Origin of the sequence: Bacillus cytotoxicus NVH 391-98, from assembly GCF_000017425.1 — a bacterium.
In the GTDB taxonomy this organism is placed as follows: Bacteria; Bacillota; Bacilli; order Bacillales; family Bacillaceae_G; genus Bacillus_A; species Bacillus_A cytotoxicus.
This window is the reverse complement of record NC_009674.1, coordinates 2,568,476-2,589,492: the sequence shown is the minus strand read 5'-3', so window position 1 is coordinate 2,589,492 and position 21,017 is coordinate 2,568,476. Positions and strand designations below refer to the sequence as shown.

The following is a 21,017-nucleotide window of genomic DNA, read 5'->3' as shown; positions in this document are numbered from 1 at the left end:
GAAGACGTGCGGTTGTACGTCTTTTTTTTGAGTGTTTCAAAAAGGGGGACAGATCATGGGCAAATGGACAATTAAAGAAGCAAGTGAATTATTGCAAGAAATTGGAACGGAAGAGGATGAGCGCTTTCAAATATTATTGAAAGATGAGCGAAAAGGAATTCAAAATTTAATCTCCAAATGGCGAAAACAGAAGAAGAAAATGCAAGAAGAGAAAGAACAATTTCTAGAAATGTCTAAATATGAAAATGCATTACGCAAGCAGGGGATTTCCTATATTGCTGGCATAGATGAAGTTGGAAGAGGCCCCTTAGCTGGACCTGTTGTAACGGCCGCTGTCATTCTTCCAGAGGAATTCTATATACCAGGGCTAAATGACTCGAAAAAGCTCAGTGAAGCAAAGCGTGAGCTGTTTTATGATGAGATTAGAGAGAAAGCTATTGCAATTGGCGTTGGGATTGTCTCGCCTCAAGTGATTGATGAAATGAATATTTATCAAGCGACGAAACGAGCGATGTTAGATGCGGTTGCCAATTTATCTTATGCACCAGAGCATTTATTAATCGATGCAATGAAACTACCGACATCGATTCCTCAAACATCGATTGTGAAAGGAGACGCGAAAAGTATTTCTATTTCTGCAGCCTCCATTATCGCCAAGGTTACTCGTGACCGAATGATGAAAGAGCTGGGCAAAACATATCCTGAGTATGGTTTTGAAAAACATATGGGTTATGGTACGAAACAACATTTAGAAGCAATCGAGACATACGGAGTGCTAGAAGAGCACCGCAAAACCTTTGCTCCCATTAAAGACATGATAAAAAATAAGCTGTGAATCTACAGCTTATTTTTTTATTTTCGTATATGAACATTACTATTTTCCAAAAAGAATAAAGCGATTTCAGTTTTCTGACACTTTATTGTAGACATGGTGGCAATCATTTTATACAATGGCAATGTAATGTTTTTTAAACATTAAAAAATTTTTTGAGTAAAACAGGAAAACAGGGGAGGATGGGACCATGAATATCCATGAGTACCAAGGTAAGGCGATCCTTAGAAGCTATGGGGTTAGCGTTCCGAACGGGAAGGTTGCATTTACAGTAGAAGAAGCTGTAGAAGCTGCGAAAGAATTAGGCACAGACGTATGTGTAGTAAAAGCGCAAATTCACGCTGGTGGACGCGGCAAAGCCGGCGGTGTAAAAGTTGCAAAAAATTTAGAAGAAGTTCGTACATATGCGGAAAATATTTTAGGTAGTACGCTTGTTACACATCAAACAGGTCCTGAAGGTAAGGAAGTAAAACGCTTACTTATCGAGGAAGGATGCGACATTAAAAAAGAATATTATGTAGGTCTTGTGTTAGATCGTGCAACTTCTCAAGTTGTTTTAATGGCTTCTGAAGAAGGTGGAACAGAAATCGAAGAAGTAGCAGAAAAAACACCAGAAAAAATCTTTAAAGAATATATCGATCCGGCAGTAGGTTTACAAGGCTTCCAAGCGCGCCGAATCGCATTTCATATCAATATCCCAAAAGAGCTTGTTGGACAAGCTGTGAAGTTTATGATGGGCTTATATCGCGTATTTATCGAAAAAGACTGCTCTATTGCGGAAATCAACCCACTTGTTACAACAGGCGACGGTAAAGTTATGGCACTAGATGCGAAATTAAATTTTGATTCGAATGCATTATATCGTCACAAAGACATTTTAGAGCTCCGTGATCTTGATGAAGAAGATCCAAAAGAAATTGAAGCTTCTAAATATGATTTAAACTATATTCCTTTAGATGGAAATATCGGTTGTATGGTTAACGGTGCTGGTTTAGCGATGGCCACAATGGATATTATTAAGCATTATCATGGTGATCCAGCTAACTTTTTAGATGTTGGTGGTGGCGCTACAGCTGAAAAAGTTACAGAAGCATTCAAAATTATCCTTTCTGACAAAAACGTAAAAGGTATTTTTGTTAATATTTTTGGTGGCATTATGAAATGTGATGTAATCGCAGAAGGCGTTGTTGAAGCAACAAAACAAGTAGGATTAGAATTACCACTTGTTGTTCGTCTGGAAGGTACAAATGTAGAATTAGGTAAGAAAATTTTAAATGAATCTGGTTTAAATATTGTTGCAGCAGAATCTATGGCAGACGGTGCGCAAAAAATTGTTTCACTAGTGGGCTAATAGAAAGCGGGGGAGAAAAATGAGCGTATTAGTTAATAAAGATACAAAAGTTATTGTTCAAGGTATTACTGGTTCTCAAGGTATATTTCATACAAAACAAATGATTGAATATGGTACAAAAATTGTCGGCGGTGTTACACCTGGTAAAGGTGGAACAGAAATCGAAGGTGTACCTGTATTTCATACAGTAGAAGATGCAGTGAAAGCAACTGGTGCGAATGCTTCTGTTATATACGTTCCACCTGCTTTTGCGGCGGATGCAATTATGGAAGCTGTTGATGCAGAACTTGATTTAGTTGTATGTATTACAGAAGGAATTCCTGTATTAGATATGGTAAAAGTTAAGAAATATATGGCAGGCAAACATACGCGTTTACTTGGACCGAACTGTCCTGGTATTATTACACCAGATGAGTGTAAGATTGGTATTATGCCAGGATATATTCATAAAAAAGGTCATGTAGGTATCGTGTCTCGCTCTGGTACATTAACATATGAGGCTGTGCATCAATTAACGCAAGCAGGAATTGGTCAATCAACTGCTGTAGGTATTGGGGGAGACCCTGTTAATGGTACTGACTTTATCGATGCATTAAAAGCATTTAATGAAGATGAGGAAACACATGCGGTTATTATGATTGGTGAAATCGGCGGAACAGCAGAAGAAGAAGCTGCTGAATGGGTAAAAGCAAATATGACAAAACCTGTTGTTGGTTTCATTGGCGGTCAAACAGCGCCAGCAGGTAAGCGTATGGGTCATGCTGGTGCGATCATTTCTGGCGGTAAAGGAACAGCTGCTGAAAAAATTAAAACAATGGAAGCATGCGGTATTAAAGTTGCTGAAACGCCAGCTGTAATGGGTGAAACATTAATCTCTGTTTTGAAAGAAAAGGGATTATTTGAAACTTGTAAAAACTACTAATCTTTTTGAAAGGCACCTTCTAATTGAGGGTGTCTTTTTACCTATTTTTTGTTTACATAATAAAAATTATGGGTAAGGAGAATGTTTGTGAAGCGAGAACGATTACTCCATTTACACTATTTTTTAGCAGACCATTGGAAAGTATTAAAAAAATTACTTCATATGGATCCACAGTTAATAGATGTTTATAATTTTAGTTCGGAACAATTTGAACAGTATACAGGATTATCCCCAAAGCTATCATTTGAACTTGTAAATTTTCTTCAAACATCAACACCTCCGCAATGTATGCAGCATTTAGAAAAAAATCAAACATTTTATGTCACGATATGGGATGAAGATTATCCTCGTTTATTAAGAGAAATACCAGATCCTCCTTTCGTTTTGTATGGGAAAGGACAAAGAGGGTATTTAAAGAACATCAATACGTTCGCAGTAGTTGGGACAAGAAAGCCGTCTTTATATTCGAGAGAAAGCATACAATCTATTTTACAACCACTGATAAATAAAGGATGGTTAATAGTGAGCGGATTTGCAAGCGGAATTGATACTATGGCTCATAGAATTGCAGTGGAGCAAGAAGGAGCGACTATTGCGGTGTTAGGACATGGATTACAGTATATGTATCCGAAAGAAAATGATCGTTTGTATGCAATATGGAAAAAACAAATGTTGCTATTAACCGAATATCCGCCGCATTATCCGCCGAAAAAATGGTATTTTCCTAAAAGAAATCGCATTATAAGTGGGCTTTGTAAAGGAATTTTAGTTATAGAAGCGAAAGCAAGAAGTGGCTCACTTATTACTGCCGACTTTGCTTTAGAGCAAAATAGAGAGGTATTTGCACTGCCAGGCCCTATATTTGTAGAGAGTGCATGTGGAACAAATCAATTAATTCAGCAAGGGGCAAAACTTGTTCAAAACGCAAAAGATATACTCGAAGAATTTGTAAATTAACCGTATATTTTTATGTTTTTATTAAACAATTATTGACAAATGATAGATTGGCACTGTATGGTATACTCATTCTTGATTGACAAAAACAAGAGAAATCAATAAGATTAATGAAGACTTGAATCCACCTCTTAAGGAGGCACTAGCATGTCAGATTACCTTGTAATCGTGGAGTCGCCTTCTAAGGCGAAGACCATTGAAAAATATTTAGGAAAAAAATACAAAGTTGTCGCGTCTATGGGACATGTACGCGATTTACCTAAAAGTCAAATGGGGATAGAGGTAAAAAATAACTTTACTCCAAAGTATATTACCATTCGTGGTAAGGGTCCTGTTTTAAAAGAGTTAAAATCAGCGGCAAAAAAAGCAAAGAAAGTTTATCTCGCAGCCGATCCAGATCGCGAGGGAGAAGCGATTGCTTGGCATTTAGCGAACACGTTAAATGTTGATGTTGAGTCCGACTGCCGAGTTGTGTTTAATGAAATTACGAAAGATGCAATAAAAGAGTCCTTTAAACATCCTCGTGCGATCAATATGGATTTAGTAGATGCACAGCAGGCGAGACGGATACTAGATCGTCTTGTTGGCTATAATATTAGTCCTTTATTATGGAAGAAAGTGAAAAAAGGATTAAGTGCAGGGCGCGTACAATCTGTAGCGGTTCGCTTAATCATTGAGCGTGAACGAGAAATTCAAAACTTCGTTCCTGAAGAGTTCTGGACAATTAAAACAGAATTTGTCAAAGGGAAAGAAACATTTGAAGCAGCTTTTTACGGTGTAAATGGTGAAAAAGTTCAACTGACGAATGAAGCGCAAGTAAAAGATATAATTGAAAAAATAAAAGATAATGCGTTTTCAGTTGAAGATGTAACAAAGAAAGAACGAAAACGTAATCCAGCTTTACCGTTTACAACATCTTCATTACAGCAAGAAGCGGCACGCAAGTTAAATATGCGTGCGAAGAAAACAATGATGCTTGCACAGCAACTATATGAAGGAATAGACATTGGAAAGCAAGGAACCGTAGGTCTCATCACGTATATGAGAACAGATTCAACACGTATCTCTGAAACTGCGCAAGAAGAAGCTCGTTCTTACATCGCTGATGCATTTGGTTCAGAATACATAGGAACAGGGAAGAAAAAGGAAACAAAAAAAGCGAATGCACAAGATGCGCATGAAGCAATTCGTCCAACTTCTGTAATGAGAAAACCGGATGAATTGAAAAGTTTTCTAAGCCGAGATCAGTATCGTTTGTATAAATTAATTTGGGAGCGATTTGTTGCAAGTCAAATGGCATCTGCTATAATGGATACTGTTACAGCAAAGCTCATTAATAATGATGTTCAGTTCCGGGCGAGTGGATCTGTAGTGAAATTCCCAGGTTTTATGAAAGTGTATGTGGAATCAAAAGATGATGGTGCGGAAGAAAAAGATAAGATGTTGCCACCTTTAGAAGTGGGAGAAACGGTATTCTCAAAAGATGTAGAACCGAAGCAACATTTTACACAGCCGCCACCGCGTTATACAGAAGCGCGGCTCGTTCGCACACTTGAGGAACTTGGAATTGGAAGACCATCAACGTATGTGCCAACGCTTGAAACGATTCAAAAGCGCGGATATGTTGCACTAGACAATAAGCGATTTGTTCCTACTGAACTAGGTGAAATTGTAACTGAACTTATGTTAGAGTTTTTTCCAGAAATTATTAATATCGAATTCACTGCCAATATGGAGCAAAATCTCGATGAAATAGAAGAAGGAAAAGCAAATTGGGTAACAATTGTCGATGATTTCTATACAGAATTTGCGCCGCGTTTAGAGAAAGCGGAGAAGGAAATGCGTGAAATAGAGATTAAAGACGAACCAGCTGGGGAAGACTGTGAATTATGTGGTCACCCAATGGTTTTTAAAATGGGTAGATATGGGAAGTTTATGGCTTGTTCGAATTTTCCAGATTGTCGTAATACAAAGCCGATTGTAAAAGAAATCGGTGTAACTTGTCCGAAATGTGAAAAAGGACAAATTATTGAACGTCGAAGCAATAATAAGAAACGACTTTTCTATGGGTGTAGTACATATCCAGAATGTGACTTTGTATCCTGGGATAAGCCAATTGGTCGTAAATGTCCAAAATGTGAAGGAATGCTTATAGAGAAAAAGTTGAAAAAAGGCGTTCAGGTACAATGTATTTCGTGTGATTATGAAGAAGAACAACAAATGTGAGCGTAACTGCTCACATTTTTTTCGGGAAAGAAAAGGAAAGGTGATATAGATATGACAACACAAGTGGTAAAGGTCATTGGAGCGGGTCTTGCGGGAAGTGAAGCAGCTTATCAAATTGCAAAACGTGGTATCCAAGTCCATTTATATGAAATGAGACCTGTAAAGCAAACGCCAGCTCACCATACAGACAAATTCGCTGAATTAGTATGTAGTAATTCACTTCGTGCGAATACATTAACAAACGCAGTGGGAGTTATTAAAGAGGAAATGCGTCGAATGGATTCTGTCATTATTCGCGCAGCGGATGAATGTTCTGTACCAGCAGGGGGAGCATTAGCTGTAGACCGTCACGAGTTTGCAGCAAAGGTAACAGAATATGTGAAGAATCACCCAAACGTAACTGTAATGAATGAAGAGATTACAGAAATACCAGAAGGGCCAACAGTTATTGCGACAGGTCCACTTACCTCTCCAGCTCTTGCAGCGCAATTAAAAGAGTTGACGGGTGAAGAGTATTTCTATTTCTATGATGCAGCTGCACCAATTATAGAAAAAGACAGCATTGATATGAATAAAGTATATTTAAAATCTCGATATGATAAAGGAGAAGCGGCGTATTTAAACTGTCCAATGACAGAAGATGAATTCAACCGTTTCTATGATGCGTTAATAGCCGCTGAGACAGTACCATTAAAAGAGTTTGAAAAAGAAATTTTCTTTGAAGGATGTATGCCAGTTGAAGTAATGGCAGCAAGAGGAAGACAAACATTATTATTCGGACCGATGAAACCGGTTGGATTAGAAGATCCAAAGACAGGTAAAACACCATATGCGGTTGTTCAATTACGTCAAGATGATGCAGCGGGAACACTATATAATATCGTAGGTTTTCAAACGCATTTAAAATGGGGACCGCAAAAAGAGGTATTACAGTTAATTCCAGGTCTTGAAAACGCAGAAATTGTACGTTATGGCGTTATGCATCGCAATACATTTATTAATTCGCCAAAGTTACTTCGTCCAACGTATCAATATAAACATCGTGATGATTTATTCTTTGCTGGTCAAATGACTGGGGTAGAGGGATACGTAGAGTCTGCAGCTTCAGGTTTATTAGCTGGTATTAATGCAGCTCGTCTTCTTAAAGGAGAAGAACCTGTTGTATTACCATCTGTGACGGCAATGGGAAGTATGGCAAATTACATTACTTCGACAAACGCGAAAAATTTCCAACCAATGAATGCCAACTTCGGTTTATTTGCACCGCTAGAAAAGAAAATTAAAAAGAAACAAGAGCGCAATGAAGCATACGCAACACGTGCTTTAGAAACAATTCAAAATTTTGTAAATATTTAGTTAAATTTCTTGCAAAGGCTACTGAGTTGTGATACGATTTAGTAGCCTTTATTGGGGTGATTTATGTGAATGTGAAGAAATTGTTACAATTATTCGTTGGATATTTACAAATTGAAAGAAATTATTCAAAATATACAATTGCAAGTTATCAAAACGATTTAGAACATTTTGTGCAATTTATGGAACGAGAAGGTATATCCTCTTTTTTAGATGTTACATACGTCGATGTTCGGTTATATTTAACAACATTGCATGATGAAAAATTAGCCCGTAAATCTGTCGCAAGGAAAGTATCAAGCTTACGAAGTTTATATCGTTTTTTGATGCGTGAAGGATACCGAGAAGATAATCCGTTTGCACTTGCGTCACTCCCAAAAAAAGAATGGTCAATCCCAAAATTTTTATACGCTGAAGAGCTGGAGAAATTGTTTGAAGTTTCTGATACGAAGACCCCGCTAGGGCAAAGAAATCAAGCGTTATTAGAACTTATGTATGCAACGGGAATTCGCGTGAGTGAATGTGTAACTTTAAAGCTTACAGATATTGATTTCTCAGTGGGAACAATTTTGGTGATGGGAAAAGGGAAAAAACAAAGATATATTCCGTTCGGAAGTTATGCACAAGATGCTTTAATTACTTATATAGAAAACGGGAGAAAACAATTAGCTAAAAAAACAGAGGAATACTCTCAAATGGTGTTTTTAAATGCGAAGGGGGTCCCGTTAACAGATCGAGGTGTGCGCTATATTTTAAATGAGCTAATAAAGAAGACTTCTCTTACGATGCGAATTAGTCCACATATGCTGCGGCATACATTTGCGACACATATGCTTGATGAAGGTTCAGATTTGCGCGCGGTACAAGAACTATTAGGTCATGAAAATTTATCAACGACACAAATTTATACGCATGTTTCGAAAGAAAGGTTACGTTCTGTTTACATGAAGCATCACCCACGAGCATAAATTGCTTTTAAAGCGAGAAAAACATATAAAAGGAGTTTTTTCTATGGGAAATTTCCATGCTACAACGATATTTGCAATTCATCATAATGGAAAGTGTGCCATGGCTGGTGATGGACAGGTGACATTTGGGAATGCCGTTGTAATGAAGCATACAGCTCGCAAAGTTCGAAAATTATTTCAAGGGAAAGTGTTAGCAGGCTTTGCGGGATCCGTTGCAGATGCATTTACTCTTTTTGAAATGTTTGAAGGGAAATTAGAAGAGTATAACGGGAATCTACAACGAGCTGCTGTTGAAATGGCAAAGCAATGGCGTGGTGACAAAATGTTGCGTCAATTGGAAGCGATGCTGATCGTTATGGATGAAACGACTTTACTTCTTGTTTCAGGTACAGGAGAAGTAATAGAACCAGATGATGGTATTTTAGCGATTGGTTCAGGGGGGCATTATGCATTAGCTGCAGGGCGCGCATTAAAAAGGCATGCGAGCGAACATTTAACGGCGAAAGAGATCGCGAAAGCGAGTCTAGAAATTGCTGGCGATATTTGTGTATATACAAATCACAACATAATTGTGGAAGAATTGTAGAATCGTAAGGGAGGCATTTTATATGCATTTACATTTTACTCCGCGGCAAATTGTGGAAAAATTAGATCAATATATCATTGGTCAAAAAGACGCGAAAAAAGCGGTTGCGGTTGCGCTTCGAAATCGATATCGTCGCAGTAAGTTACCGGAAGATTTACGTGATGAAATTGCGCCGAAAAACATTTTAATGATCGGTCCGACAGGTGTTGGGAAAACAGAGGTAGCACGACGCATGGCGAAGCTTGTTGGCGCTCCTTTTATTAAGGTTGAAGCGACAAAATTCACAGAGGTTGGATATGTCGGTCGTGATGTAGAATCTATGGTGCGGGATCTTGTCGAAACATCTGTTCGTATTGTGAAAGAAGAGATGATGGTAAAGGTGAAAGATAAGGCGGAAGAGCAAGCAAATCAACGTCTTGTTGAGATTTTAGTACCAAGTCCCCAAAAGCAAACAGGGTTCAAAAATCCATTAGAAATGTTATTTGGTGGAAATCAAAATGTAAATCAAACATCTGAATCACAAGATGATACAGAAATCCAAAAGAAACGTCAAGAAGTTGAGAAACAACTTGCTGCTGGATTACTTGAAGAGGAAATTGTATCCATTGAAGTAACAGAACAACAGTCATCCATGTTTGATATGTTACAAGGAACTGGAATGGAACAAATGGGGATGAATTTCCAAGATGCACTAGGAAGTTTTATGCCGAAAAAAACAAAAAAACGAAAACTTTCTGTAAAAGAAGCAAGAAAAGTCTTGACAAATGAAGAAGCACAGCGCTTAATTGATATGGATGAAGTTACACAAGAGGCTGTTTATCGTGCTGAACAGCTCGGAATTATTTTTATTGATGAAATTGACAAAATTGCTGGTAAGCAGTCGAATAGCGTAGACGTATCACGTGAAGGTGTGCAACGTGACATTTTACCGATTGTAGAGGGGGCAAATGTTGCTACAAAATATGGATCAGTAAAAACAGATTATATTTTATTTGTTGCAGCCGGGGCATTCCATATGTCGAAACCGTCTGATTTGATTCCGGAATTGCAAGGTAGATTTCCAATAAGAGTGGAATTGACGAAATTGTCCGTAGACGATTTTGTGAAGATTCTTATTGAGCCAGACAATGCTTTAGTGAAGCAATATGCAGCGCTGTTGGCAACTGAAGGTATAGAAATTGAATTTTCTGACGAAGCTATTCGTAAGATTGCTGAGATTGCTTATCAAGTTAATCAAGATACAGATAACATTGGAGCAAGAAGACTTCATACGATTATGGAGAAGCTTCTTGAAGATTTATCATTTGAAGCATCTGAAATTACGTTAGAAAAAGTAACGATAACACCTCAATATGTAGAGGAGAAATTAGCGACAATTGCCAAAAATAAAGATGTGAGCCAGTTTATTTTGTAATAGTATCATCAGGTGACTCGCCCTAGTTTCCAAGTGATGAAAAATATGTGAGTAACATGTAGGAGGAACTTTTGAAATGGAATTATTAGCAAAAACAAGAAAATTAAATGCTTTATTACAAAGCGCAGCAGGAAAACCTGTAAACTTTAGAGAAATGTCTGACACAATGTGTGAAGTAATTGAAGCGAACGTATTCGTTGTGAGCCGTCGCGGTAAATTACTAGGATATGCAATCCATCAACAAATCGAGAATGAGCGTATGAAACAAATGCTTGCAGAGCGTCAATTCCCAGAGGAATATACACAAAACTTATTCAACGTTACTGAAACATCTTCAAATTTAGATGTAAATAGCGAATATACAGCTTTCCCTGTAGAAAACAAAGATTTATTCGGGCAAGGCTTAACGACAATCGTGCCGATCGTGGGCGGTGGTGAGCGTCTAGGTACATTAGTATTAGCTCGTCTAGGTCGTGAATTCTTAGATGATGATTTAATTCTTGCTGAGTACAGTGCAACTGTAGTAGGTATGGAAATTTTACGTGAAAAAGCAGAAGAGATTGAAGAAGAAGCTCGCAGCAAAGCTGTTGTTCAAATGGCGATTAGCTCTCTATCTTACAGTGAGTTAGAAGCGATTGAACATATCTTTGAAGAGTTAAACGGAACAGAAGGTTTACTTGTTGCAAGTAAAATTGCTGATCGCGTAGGAATTACTCGTTCTGTAATTGTGAATGCACTTCGTAAATTAGAAAGTGCGGGAGTAATTGAATCGCGTTCTTTAGGTATGAAAGGAACATACATTAAAGTATTAAATGACAAATTCTTACACGAACTTGCAAAATTAAAAACAAACTAATGTAAGTAAAAAGCTTTCCTCAAAAATGAGGAGAGCTTTTTTGTTTTGCGTGCCCAGCTTACTTGCTAGTGAAAGACAAGCTTAGGTAAGAGCCAAATCGCCTAGTAGCCGACAGGCAACTGGTGGAGAAATTCTAAGGTGGAATCCTTGTAAAAAAGTAACGGCTCCGTTTCCGTCTTTCTAGTCTACTTTATATAAAGTTTTGAAAAGAAAAAGAGTGGCTATACTGTAATTATATTGAGGAAACAGGTGAATGCAATCAGAAGTAAAAAGAAAGTTTTACATTGATTGTATTTTCGGCTTGATTGTGATATTTCATTATGATATAGTAATCAGTGGTGTCAGTACAAAGTACACACGTTTGCTGATTTAAGTGTTGGTGCTACTTTTGTAGTTTCACTTAAAGATGAAGCGGACGGAGGATATCAAAAACCATTTAGGAGGAACTAAATTATGTCAGTAATTTCTATGAAGCAATTGCTTGAAGCTGGTGTTCATTTCGGACATCAAACACGTCGTTGGAACCCAAAAATGAAACGTTACATTTTCACAGAGCGTAACGGTATTTACATCATCGACTTACAAAAAACTGTGAAAAAAGTTGAAGAAGCTTTCAACGTAATGCGTAACATCGCTGCTGAAGGTGGCGACATTTTATTCGTAGGTACAAAAAAACAAGCGCAAGAAGCGATTAAAGAAGAAGCAACTCGTGCGGGTATGTACTTCGTAAACCAACGTTGGTTAGGTGGAACGTTAACAAACTTCCAAACAATCCAAAAACGTATTAAACGTCTTAAAGACATCGAAAGAATGCAAGAAGATGGTACATTCGATGTACTTCCTAAGAAAGAAGTAGTTCAACTTAAAAAAGAGTTAGAGCGTCTTGAAAAATTCTTAGGCGGTATTAAAGATATGAAAGGTCTTCCAAGTGCATTATTCGTAGTAGACCCTCGTAAAGAGCGTATCGCCGTTGCTGAAGCACGCAAATTAAACATTCCAATCATCGGTATCGTTGATACAAACTGTGATCCAGACGAAATCGATCACGTAATCCCAGCAAACGATGATGCAATTCGTGCTGTAAAACTTCTTACATCTAAAATGGCAGACGCAATCCTTGAAGCAAAACAAGGTGAAGAAACTGTTACTGCGTAACAAATTTGGAAAGGTGATAAGGGGTTCGGCCTTTTATCACCTTTTTTTAAGGTATAAATACATATTTTAGGAGGATGAAAAGCATGGCAATTACTGCACAAATGGTAAAAGAACTTCGCGAAAAAACTGGCGCAGGTATGATGGACTGCAAAAAAGCTTTAACAGAAATGAATGGCGATATGGAGAAAGCAATTGATTTCTTACGTGAAAAAGGTATTGCTAAAGCTGCTAAAAAAGCAGACCGCATCGCTGCTGAAGGACTAACTTATATCGAAACAAAAGGTAACGAAGCTTTAATCTTAGAATTAAACTCTGAAACTGACTTTGTTGCGAAAAATGAAGGTTTCCAAGCTTTAACAAAAGAATTAGCGGCTCACTTATTAGCTAACAAGCCTGCAACTGTTGAAGAAGCGTTAGCTCAATCATATGAGAACGGTAAAACAGTAGAAGAGCACATCAACGAAGCAATCGCAAAAATTGGTGAAAAGATTACTCTTCGTCGCTTTGAAATTGTTTCAAAAACTGATGCGGATGCATTCGGTGCTTACCTACACATGGGCGGACGCATCGGTGTAGTAACAGTTCTTGAAGGTACTACTGATGAAGAAGCTGCTAAAGATGTAGCAATGCACGTTGCAGCAGTTAACCCTAAATATATCGACCGCGATGCTGTAACAGCTGAAGAAGTTGAACATGAGCGTCAAGTATTAACTCAACAAGCTCTTAACGAAGGAAAACCAGAAAAAATCGTTGCTAAGATGGTTGAAGGTCGTCTAGGTAAATTCTTCGAAGAGATTTGCTTACTTGACCAAGCATTCGTTAAAAACCCTGATATGAAAGTTCGTCAGTTCGTTGAATCTAAAGGCGGAACAGTAAAAGGATTTGTTCGCTACGCTGTTGGTGAAGGTATTGAGAAGCGTGAAGACAACTTTGCCGAAGAAGTAATGAACCAAGTAAAAGGTAACAACTAATACAGATTAGGGAACACATTGTGTTCCCTTTTTTAAAATAAAGATGTAAGTAATTGGAGGTTCATTATGACTAAACCGAAATATAATCGTGTAGTATTAAAGTTAAGCGGTGAAGCTTTAGCTGGTGAAAAAGGCTTTGGAATTAACCCAGCTGTTATTAAGTCAGTTGCGGAGCAAGTAAAAGAAATTGCAGAACTTGATGTTGAAGTTGCTGTTGTTGTTGGTGGCGGTAACATTTGGCGTGGGAAAATCGGAAGTGAAATGGGCATGGACCGCGCAGGCGCAGATTATATGGGCATGTTAGCGACAGTAATGAATTCATTAGCTCTTCAAGACAGTTTAGAGAACATGGGCATTCAAACGCGTGTTCAAACGTCAATTGAAATGCGTCAAGTAGCAGAGCCTTACATTCGTCGTAAAGCAGTTCGTCATTTAGAGAAAAAACGCGTTGTTATTTTCGCAGCCGGTACAGGTAACCCATACTTCTCTACAGATACGACTGCAGCATTACGCGCAGCAGAAATTGAAGCGGATGTTATTTTAATGGCAAAAAATAATGTGGATGGCGTATATAACGCAGATCCATCTGTTGATCCAACAGCTACAAAATATGAATCACTTACATACTTAGACGTATTAAAAGAAGGTTTAGGTGTAATGGATTCTACAGCTTCTTCATTATGTATGGATAACGATATTCCATTAATTGTATTCTCGATTATGGAAAAAGGAAATATTAAACGTGCTGTTTTAGGCGAAAATATCGGAACAATTGTAAGGGGGAAATAACTATGGGACAACAAGTAATTAAATCGTCAACTGAAAAAATGGAAAAAGCAGTTGCTGCTTATTCTCGTGAATTAGCAACAGTTCGTGCTGGTCGTGCTAGCGCGTCTATACTAGACAAAGTACAAGTGGATTACTACGGTGCACCAACACCAGTTGTGCAATTAGCGAACATCACTGTTCCAGAAGCACGTCTACTTGTTATTCAACCTTATGACAAAACTTCTATTGGTGATATTGAAAAAGCAATCTTAAAAGCAGATTTAGGATTAAATCCTTCTAACGATGGGTCAGTAATTCGTATTGCATTCCCTGCATTAACAGAAGAGCGCCGTCGTGAACTTGTTAAAGTTGTAAAGAAATATGCTGAAGATGCAAAAGTTGCTATTCGTAACGTTCGTCGTGACGGTAACGATGAACTTAAAAAGCTTGAAAAAGCTGGTGAAATGACAGAAGATGATTTAAGAGGATATACAGAAGATATCCAAAAAGAAACAGATAAATATATTGCAAAAGTTGACGAAATCGCAAAAAACAAAGAACAAGAAATCATGGAAGTGTAATAGCGGTACCTTCGCAAATATGACCCTCTTCTTAAGGGGGTCTTTTTACACTTTTTGGCATACGTCTGCTTGTTGGAGGGTATGAATGATGTTAAAAAAGTTTCCTTTTTTTAAAGGTAAAAAGGTCACATCGTTTGACCATCTCATAGAAGAAGCAAAAAAGGGACACATCCCAGAGCATATTGCAATCATTATGGATGGTAATGGAAGGTGGGCAAAAAAAAGAGCGATGCCTCGTATTGCTGGACATCATGAAGGGATGCAAGTCGTAAAGAAGATTACGAAATTTGCTAGTAAACTTGATGTGAAAGTGTTGACTCTTTATGCTTTTTCTACTGAGAATTGGAAAAGACCGAAAAAGGAAGTTGAGTATTTAATGAAGCTTCCAGAAGAATTTCTAGGTACATTTTTGCCAGAACTAATTGAAGAAAATGTACAAGTTCGAGTAATTGGACAAAAAGATCGCCTTCCTATGCATACGCGCAGAGCGATGGAAAAAGCTATGGAAGATACAAAAGAGAATACGGGATTAATTCTTAATTTTGCGTTAAACTATGGAAGTCGCGATGAAATCGTTTCGGCTGTGCAACATATGATGAAAGATAGCGAAGAAGGAAAAGTGCGTTCAGAAGATATCAATGAGGAAATGATTTCTTCCTACTTAATGACAAGTGCTTTACCTGACCCAGACTTGCTTATTCGTACAAGTGGGGAAGTGCGTATCAGTAATTTCATGTTATGGCAAATTGCGTATACAGAGCTTTGGTTTACAAATGTGTACTGGCCGGATTTTACCGAGGAACATTTGCTGCATGCGATTACTGACTTTCAACAGAGAGGGCGCAGATTCGGAGGCGTTTAGAAAGAGAGGGTTTGGTAGTGAAACAGAGAATTATTACTGGAGTGATTGCTGCCGCACTATTCATTCCCATCGTATTTTACGGAGGGTTGCCTTTTACAGTTTTAGTGTATGCACTAGCTTCAATTGGATTGTATGAATTGATTCGTATGAACAAGCTTCCACTTATTTCAGTGCCAACAGTTTTAGCTGCGGTATTGTTATGGATTATTTTAGTTCCAAGTAATACGATAGGAGCGTTTGATTGGATTGGGTTAGATAAATTAGAAATCACATTTTTGATTGTTTTACTACTTTTATCATATACAGTCCTTTCAAAGAATACATTTACTTTTGATAATGCTGCATTTTTATTAATGGCAACAACGTATGTTGCAATGGGATTCTTATACTTAAATGAGACAAGAATAGCAGGAATCCATTACGTGTTTTATGCATTATTTGTTATTTGGGCAACGGATTCAGGAGCATATTTCATAGGGAAAGCAATTGGAAAGAGAAAGTTATGGCCAGAAATTAGTCCAAATAAAACAATAGAAGGTTCACTAGGTGGAATTGTTTGTGGAATTGTTGTTGCATTTGTGTACAATCTATTCTTTCAAGTTCAAGAGAACATTGCAATGTTAATTATTGTAACAATTGCCATTTCAATATTTGGACAAATTGGTGATCTAGTACAATCAGCATTTAAACGTCATTACGGTGTGAAAGATTCCGGTACAATTTTGCCAGGCCATGGCGGTATTTTGGATCGAACAGATAGTTGGTTATTTGTATTGCCAATTTTACACTTTTTACATTTCATTTCATAAATGAACGAGGGGTTGGAATTATGAAAAACATTAGTTTATTAGGGGCAAGTGGCTCAATCGGAACACAAACATTGGATGTGCTACGTTCGCACCCAGATCAATTCCGTCTCGTTGCATTTTCTGTAGGGAAAAATATTGACTATGCAGTAAAAGTGATTCAAGAATTTTCTCCAGAGCTTGTTTCTGTCCAAAGAGAAGATGATGTTATCAAGTTACAAGCTATTGCAGGAAATACAAAGGTTGTACATGGGAATGAAGGTTTGTTAGAGGTAGCGCTTCATCCGCGTGCAGAAGTTGTGATAAATGCTGTTGTAGGTAGTGTTGGATTATTACCAACACTTCGTGCAATTGAGGCGAAAAAAACAATCGGAATTGCAAATAAAGAAACATTAGTAACTGCGGGCCATATTGTTATGGAAGCCGCACGTAAGCATAACGTATCGCTATTACCAGTTGATAGTGAACATTCAGCTATTTTTCAATGTTTGAATGGGGAAAATGAAAAGCGAATCTCTCGATTAATTATAACTGCTTCAGGCGGAAGTTTTCGTGATAAAACGAGAGATGAGTTACATCATGTGACTGTAGAGGATGCGCTTCGTCATCCAAACTGGTCAATGGGTTCGAAAATTACAGTTGATTCTGCTACAATGATGAATAAGGGGCTGGAAGTAATCGAAGCACATTGGCTTTTCGGCATCCCTTATGAGCAAATCGATGTTGTTCTACATAAAGAAAGTATTATACATTCTATGGTTGAATTTGAAGACCGTAGTGTAATGGCTCAGCTTGGCTCACCAGATATGCGTGTACCAATTCAATATGCACTTACATATCCTGATAGATTGCCACTTGCAGATACGAAGCAACTAAATCTATGGGAAATAGGAACATTGCATTTTGAAAAGATGGATCAAAATCGTTTTCGTTGCTTACGATTTGCATATGAAGCTGGAAAGATGGGGGGAAGCATGCCGGCTGTAATGAATGCAGCAAATGAAGTGGCTGTAGCGGCCTTTTTACAAAAGAAAATCGGTTTCTTAACAGTAGAAGACCTCATTGAAAAAGCAATGCACCATCACAATGTCATTGCACGTCCGAGCTTAGAGGAAATTCAAGAAATTGATGCGGCCACAAGACGGTTTGTGATGGAACAAATTTAGCAAAGGTGGTTATGGAATTGAATACAGCGATTGCCTTTATATTAATTTTTGGTGCACTCGTATTTTTCCATGAGCTAGGGCATCTCTATTTTGCAAAAAGAGCAGGGATTTTATGTCGTGAGTTTGCGATTGGCTTTGGACCAAAAATCTTTTCCTTTGAAAAGAATGAAACGGTTTATACAGTTCGATTATTGCCTCTTGGCGGCTATGTTAGAATGGCTGGTGAAGATGCAGAAACAGTTGAATTAAAACCAGGTACAAAGGTTGGACTGGTATTAAATGAAAACGAAGAAGTTGTAAAGTTGGTTTTAGATAATCGGGAAAAATATCCGAATGTCCGCGTCATAGAAGTAGAACAGGTGGACTTAGAACATAACCTTACAATCTCTGGTTACGAAGAATACGAAGAAGAAATTCAAACATTCCGTGTGCATGAAAAAGCTCGCATTATTTCAACTGGAGAGGAAATCCAAATTGCGCCATTTCATAGACAATTTGGTTCTAAAACATTGGGACAACGAGCATTAACAATTTTTGCAGGACCAGCTATGAACTTCATCCTTGCATTTGTTGTTTTCGTCATCATCGGATTCATACAAGGTGTTCCTGCCGATAAGCCGATCATTGGGCAGGTAATGAAGGGGAGTATAGCTGAACAAGTGGGCTTGAAACCAAATGATATGATTCAAGCGATTGATGGGAAACATACACCGACTTGGAAAGATGTTGTAACTATTGTCCGTGAAAGTCCCGATAAGGAAATTACGCTTCATGTAAAACGGGATAATGAACAAATTAATGTAAAAGTTACGCCAACAGCTGATCAAGAAGGGAAGGAAAAGGTTGGTAGAATTGGCGTAACTTCTTTAGTAGAAAAGTCTATTATCGGTTCTATTAAATCAGGGTTTGAACAGACTTATACATGGACAAAACTCATCTTTGATTCCCTTGTAAAATTAGTTACCGGTCAATTTTCTATTAATGATTTATCAGGTCCGGTTGGGATTTATAATTTAACAGATCAAGTGGTGAACTATGGTGTTATACGTATTCTAAGCTTGGCGGCAGTTTTAAGTATAAATCTTGGTTTATTTAACTTATTACCAGTTCCAGCTCTTGATGGAGGGCGCTTATTCTTCTTCTTAATCGAAGCGTTGCGAGGTAAGCCAATCGACCGTCAAAAAGAAGGCATGGTTCACTTTATAGGATTTGCTTTATTGATGTTACTCATGTTAGTTGTAACGTGGAATGACATTCGAAAGTTTTTCTTGTAAAATAGAATCAAATGAATAGTGAGTGTGAATTTCATCATGTCCGCTATGGATGTTGAATGAAATGAATTGAACACTGAGTTGAGATCCCTCGCCGAATTTGAGGTGAGGGTTTGTTATGTATTTGAGTAAAATAAAGAGGTGCGAATAGATGAAACAAAGTATGGTGTTTAGTCCTACATTACGAGAAGTACCAGCAGATGCTGAAATTAAAAGTCATCAGTTACTGCTTCGTGCAGGTTTTATGCGTCAAAATGCTTCAGGGATTTATAGTTTTCTGCCATTAGGGTTAAAAGTATTGCATAAAGTAGAACACATTATTCGTGAAGAAATGGAACGTGCAGGAGCAGTAGAATTATTAATGCCTGCATTGCAAGCAGCAGAATTATGGCAAGAATCAGGTCGTTGGTATTCTTACGGTTCTGAACTTATGCGTATGAAAGATCGTAATGATCGTGAATTTGCACTAGGAGCAACGCATGAAGAAGTGATTACAGATCTTGTCCGTGATGAGATTAAGTCGTATAAAAAATTACCTTTAACGTTATATCAAATTCAAACGAAATTCCGTGATGAACAACGCCCACGTTTTGGATTATTACGCGGAAGAGAATTTTTAATGAAAGATGCGTATTCTTTCCATGCAACACAAGAAAGTTTAGATGAAGTGTATGATCGCTTATTCCAAGCGTATTCTAATATTTTTGCTCGCTGTGGTCTGAACTTCCGTGCTGTTATTGCGGATTCTGGTGCTATGGGTGGTAAAGATACTCATGAATTTATGGTATTATCCGATGTAGGAGAGGACACAATCGCGTATTCTGATACATCTGATTATGCAGCCAATATTGAAATGGCTCCTGTTGTTGCTACTTATACAAAGAGCGATGAAGCGGAAAAAGCGCTTGAAAAGGTAGCGACGCCAGATCAAAAAGCAATTGAAGAAGTATCTGCTTTCTTAAACATTGAACCATCTCAGTGTATAAAAACAATGGTATTTAAAGTAGATGAAAAATTTGTTGTTGTACTTGTTCGCGGAGATCATGAAGTAAATGATGTAAAAGTGAAAAATGTATATGGCGCTTCAGTTGTCGAACTTGCTTCGTACGAAGAGGTAAGAAGCCTCTTAAATTGCGAAGTAGGATCTTTAGGACCAATTGGGATAGCAGAGGATGTAGAAGTGATTGCTGACCATGCTGTAGCGGCAATTGTAAATGGTTGTTGCGGTGCAAATGAAGAAGGTTTCCATTATGTAAATGTAAATTCAGAGCGTGACTTTAAAGTAAATCAATACGCAGATTTACGATTTATTCAAGAAGGCGATCAGTCTCCAGATGGAAAAGGTACAATTCGTTTTGCTCGCGGAATTGAAGTTGGTCATGTCTTTAAATTAGGAACGCGCTATAGTGAAGCAATGAATGCAACATTCTTAGACGAAAACGGAAAAACAAAACCACTTATTATGGGTTGTTATGGTATCGGTGTTTCTCGTACAGTAGCGGCGATTGCTGAACAATTTAATGATGAGAATGGGTTAGTATGGCCAAAAGCGGTTGCACCGTTCCATGTACATGTTATTCCAGTTAATATGAAGTCTGATGTACAACGTGAAGTTGCTGAAAATATTTACACTTCATTACAAGAGCAAGGATATGAAGTATTGCTAGATGATCGTACAGAACGTGCAGGCGTGAAATTTGCTGACGCTGATTTATTTGGACTACCAGTTCGTGTAACGGTTGGTAAGAAAGCAGACGAAGGAATTGTAGAAGTAAAAGTGCGTGCGACAAACGAATCCGCAGAAGTAAAAGTGGAGGATCTTCACACGTATATTGCCGATATTTTAAAATAAAGTGAAACTTTAATCAGTGGGGTTTTCTTCATCCCCACTGATTATGAGCCCTCACCAATCGGGCTGTTACTGCCCGATTGGTGAGAGAGAAAAAGGGGTACCTCGTTATGGGGTACCTTCTCT

At 37.9% G+C, this 21,017-nt stretch carries 19 protein-coding genes; all 19 read left to right on the top strand.

The features are described 5' to 3' along the window. Positions 1-55: 55 nt before the first annotated feature. The 19 genes from BCER98_RS12605 to BCER98_RS12515 all read left to right on the top strand — a co-directional run bounded on the left by BCER98_RS12605 (position 56) and on the right by BCER98_RS12515 (position 20,894). The gene (locus BCER98_RS12605) at positions 56-835 is read left to right on the top strand and encodes a ribonuclease HII (protein WP_012094930.1); all 780 of its coding nucleotides are present in this window, start codon (positions 56-58) and stop codon (positions 833-835) included. A gap of 187 nt (positions 836-1,022) precedes the next feature. Beyond that, entirely contained in the window at positions 1,023-2,183 is a 1,161-nt protein-coding gene (gene sucC / locus BCER98_RS12600; RefSeq protein WP_012094929.1) for an ADP-forming succinate--CoA ligase subunit beta, read from the top strand. A 19-nt stretch (positions 2,184-2,202) separates the two neighbouring features. Further along, positions 2,203-3,105, top strand: a complete 903-nt coding sequence (sucD, locus tag BCER98_RS12595) for a succinate--CoA ligase subunit alpha (RefSeq protein ID WP_012094928.1) — start codon at positions 2,203-2,205, stop codon at positions 3,103-3,105. An 87-nt stretch (positions 3,106-3,192) separates the two neighbouring features. Then, the gene (gene dprA, locus BCER98_RS12590; protein ID WP_041809908.1) at positions 3,193-4,062 is read left to right on the top strand and encodes a DNA-processing protein DprA; all 870 of its coding nucleotides are present in this window, start codon (positions 3,193-3,195) and stop codon (positions 4,060-4,062) included. A gap of 144 nt (positions 4,063-4,206) precedes the next feature. Further along, positions 4,207-6,285, top strand: coding sequence for a type I DNA topoisomerase (gene topA / locus BCER98_RS12585; protein WP_012094926.1), 2,079 nt, complete (start codon positions 4,207-4,209; stop codon positions 6,283-6,285). A gap of 51 nt (positions 6,286-6,336) precedes the next feature. Then, positions 6,337-7,641 carry an FADH(2)-oxidizing methylenetetrahydrofolate--tRNA-(uracil(54)-C(5))-methyltransferase TrmFO gene (gene trmFO / locus BCER98_RS12580; RefSeq protein WP_012094924.1) on the top strand — a complete coding sequence of 435 codons (1,305 nt, stop codon included), beginning with the start codon at positions 6,337-6,339 and terminating at the stop codon, positions 7,639-7,641. A gap of 65 nt (positions 7,642-7,706) precedes the next feature. Next, positions 7,707-8,606, top strand: a complete 900-nt coding sequence (xerC, locus tag BCER98_RS12575) for a tyrosine recombinase XerC (protein ID WP_012094923.1) — start codon at positions 7,707-7,709, stop codon at positions 8,604-8,606. Positions 8,607-8,649: 43 nt separating this feature from the next. After that, complete coding sequence (gene hslV / locus BCER98_RS12570) at positions 8,650-9,192, top strand: ATP-dependent protease proteolytic subunit HslV (RefSeq protein WP_012094922.1); 543 nt, start codon at positions 8,650-8,652, stop codon at positions 9,190-9,192. A 22-nt stretch (positions 9,193-9,214) separates the two neighbouring features. Next, entirely contained in the window at positions 9,215-10,606 is a 1,392-nt protein-coding gene (gene hslU, locus BCER98_RS12565) for an ATP-dependent protease ATPase subunit HslU (protein ID WP_012094921.1), read from the top strand. A gap of 76 nt (positions 10,607-10,682) precedes the next feature. Next, complete coding sequence (gene codY, locus BCER98_RS12560; protein WP_012094920.1) at positions 10,683-11,462, top strand: GTP-sensing pleiotropic transcriptional regulator CodY; 780 nt, start codon at positions 10,683-10,685, stop codon at positions 11,460-11,462. A 453-nt stretch (positions 11,463-11,915) separates the two neighbouring features. Further along, positions 11,916-12,617, top strand: a complete 702-nt coding sequence (gene rpsB, locus BCER98_RS12555) for a 30S ribosomal protein S2 (RefSeq protein WP_012094919.1) — start codon at positions 11,916-11,918, stop codon at positions 12,615-12,617. An 83-nt stretch (positions 12,618-12,700) separates the two neighbouring features. Then, positions 12,701-13,588: a translation elongation factor Ts gene (gene tsf / locus BCER98_RS12550; RefSeq protein WP_012094918.1), complete on the top strand. Its 888-nt coding sequence runs from the start codon at positions 12,701-12,703 to the stop codon at positions 13,586-13,588. 66 nt (positions 13,589-13,654) lie between these two features. After that, positions 13,655-14,377 (top strand): UMP kinase, encoded by a 723-nt coding sequence (gene pyrH / locus BCER98_RS12545; RefSeq protein WP_012094917.1) that lies wholly within the window; start codon positions 13,655-13,657, stop codon positions 14,375-14,377. Positions 14,378-14,379: 2 nt separating this feature from the next. Then, positions 14,380-14,937, top strand: coding sequence for a ribosome recycling factor (gene frr / locus BCER98_RS12540; protein ID WP_012094916.1), 558 nt, complete (start codon positions 14,380-14,382; stop codon positions 14,935-14,937). 85 nt (positions 14,938-15,022) lie between these two features. Further along, complete coding sequence (locus tag BCER98_RS12535; protein WP_012094915.1) at positions 15,023-15,799, top strand: isoprenyl transferase; 777 nt, start codon at positions 15,023-15,025, stop codon at positions 15,797-15,799. A gap of 17 nt (positions 15,800-15,816) precedes the next feature. Next, the gene (locus tag BCER98_RS12530; RefSeq protein ID WP_012094914.1) at positions 15,817-16,608 is read left to right on the top strand and encodes a phosphatidate cytidylyltransferase; all 792 of its coding nucleotides are present in this window, start codon (positions 15,817-15,819) and stop codon (positions 16,606-16,608) included. Between the two features lie 20 nt (positions 16,609-16,628). Next, complete coding sequence (gene dxr / locus BCER98_RS12525) at positions 16,629-17,771, top strand: 1-deoxy-D-xylulose-5-phosphate reductoisomerase (protein WP_012094913.1); 1,143 nt, start codon at positions 16,629-16,631, stop codon at positions 17,769-17,771. A 17-nt stretch (positions 17,772-17,788) separates the two neighbouring features. Continuing rightward, a complete protein-coding gene (gene rseP, locus BCER98_RS12520; protein WP_012094912.1) occupies positions 17,789-19,045 on the top strand; it encodes an RIP metalloprotease RseP in 1,257 nt (418 codons plus the stop codon). 148 nt (positions 19,046-19,193) lie between these two features. Beyond that, the gene (locus tag BCER98_RS12515) at positions 19,194-20,894 is read left to right on the top strand and encodes a proline--tRNA ligase (RefSeq protein WP_012094911.1); all 1,701 of its coding nucleotides are present in this window, start codon (positions 19,194-19,196) and stop codon (positions 20,892-20,894) included. Positions 20,895-21,017 lie beyond the last annotated feature (123 nt).

What these genes read in the sequence shown, in the direction of transcription:
- BCER98_RS12605 (WP_012094930.1), top strand. Translation starts at nt 56, where the DNA reads ATGGGCAAATGGACAATTAAAGAAGCAAGTGAATTATTGCAAGAAATT.
- sucC (WP_012094929.1), top strand. Translation starts at nt 1,023, where the DNA reads ATGAATATCCATGAGTACCAAGGTAAGGCGATCCTTAGAAGCTATGGG.
- sucD (WP_012094928.1), top strand. Translation starts at nt 2,203, where the DNA reads ATGAGCGTATTAGTTAATAAAGATACAAAAGTTATTGTTCAAGGTATT.
- topA (WP_012094926.1), top strand. Translation starts at nt 4,207, where the DNA reads ATGTCAGATTACCTTGTAATCGTGGAGTCGCCTTCTAAGGCGAAGACC.
- trmFO (WP_012094924.1), top strand. Translation starts at nt 6,337, where the DNA reads ATGACAACACAAGTGGTAAAGGTCATTGGAGCGGGTCTTGCGGGAAGT.
- hslV (WP_012094922.1), top strand. Translation starts at nt 8,650, where the DNA reads ATGGGAAATTTCCATGCTACAACGATATTTGCAATTCATCATAATGGA.
- hslU (WP_012094921.1), top strand. Translation starts at nt 9,215, where the DNA reads ATGCATTTACATTTTACTCCGCGGCAAATTGTGGAAAAATTAGATCAA.
- codY (WP_012094920.1), top strand. Translation starts at nt 10,683, where the DNA reads ATGGAATTATTAGCAAAAACAAGAAAATTAAATGCTTTATTACAAAGC.
- rpsB (WP_012094919.1), top strand. Translation starts at nt 11,916, where the DNA reads ATGTCAGTAATTTCTATGAAGCAATTGCTTGAAGCTGGTGTTCATTTC.
- tsf (WP_012094918.1), top strand. Translation starts at nt 12,701, where the DNA reads ATGGCAATTACTGCACAAATGGTAAAAGAACTTCGCGAAAAAACTGGC.
- pyrH (WP_012094917.1), top strand. Translation starts at nt 13,655, where the DNA reads ATGACTAAACCGAAATATAATCGTGTAGTATTAAAGTTAAGCGGTGAA.
- frr (WP_012094916.1), top strand. Translation starts at nt 14,380, where the DNA reads ATGGGACAACAAGTAATTAAATCGTCAACTGAAAAAATGGAAAAAGCA.
- BCER98_RS12535 (WP_012094915.1), top strand. Translation starts at nt 15,023, where the DNA reads ATGATGTTAAAAAAGTTTCCTTTTTTTAAAGGTAAAAAGGTCACATCG.
- dxr (WP_012094913.1), top strand. Translation starts at nt 16,629, where the DNA reads ATGAAAAACATTAGTTTATTAGGGGCAAGTGGCTCAATCGGAACACAA.
- BCER98_RS12515 (WP_012094911.1), top strand. Translation starts at nt 19,194, where the DNA reads ATGAAACAAAGTATGGTGTTTAGTCCTACATTACGAGAAGTACCAGCA.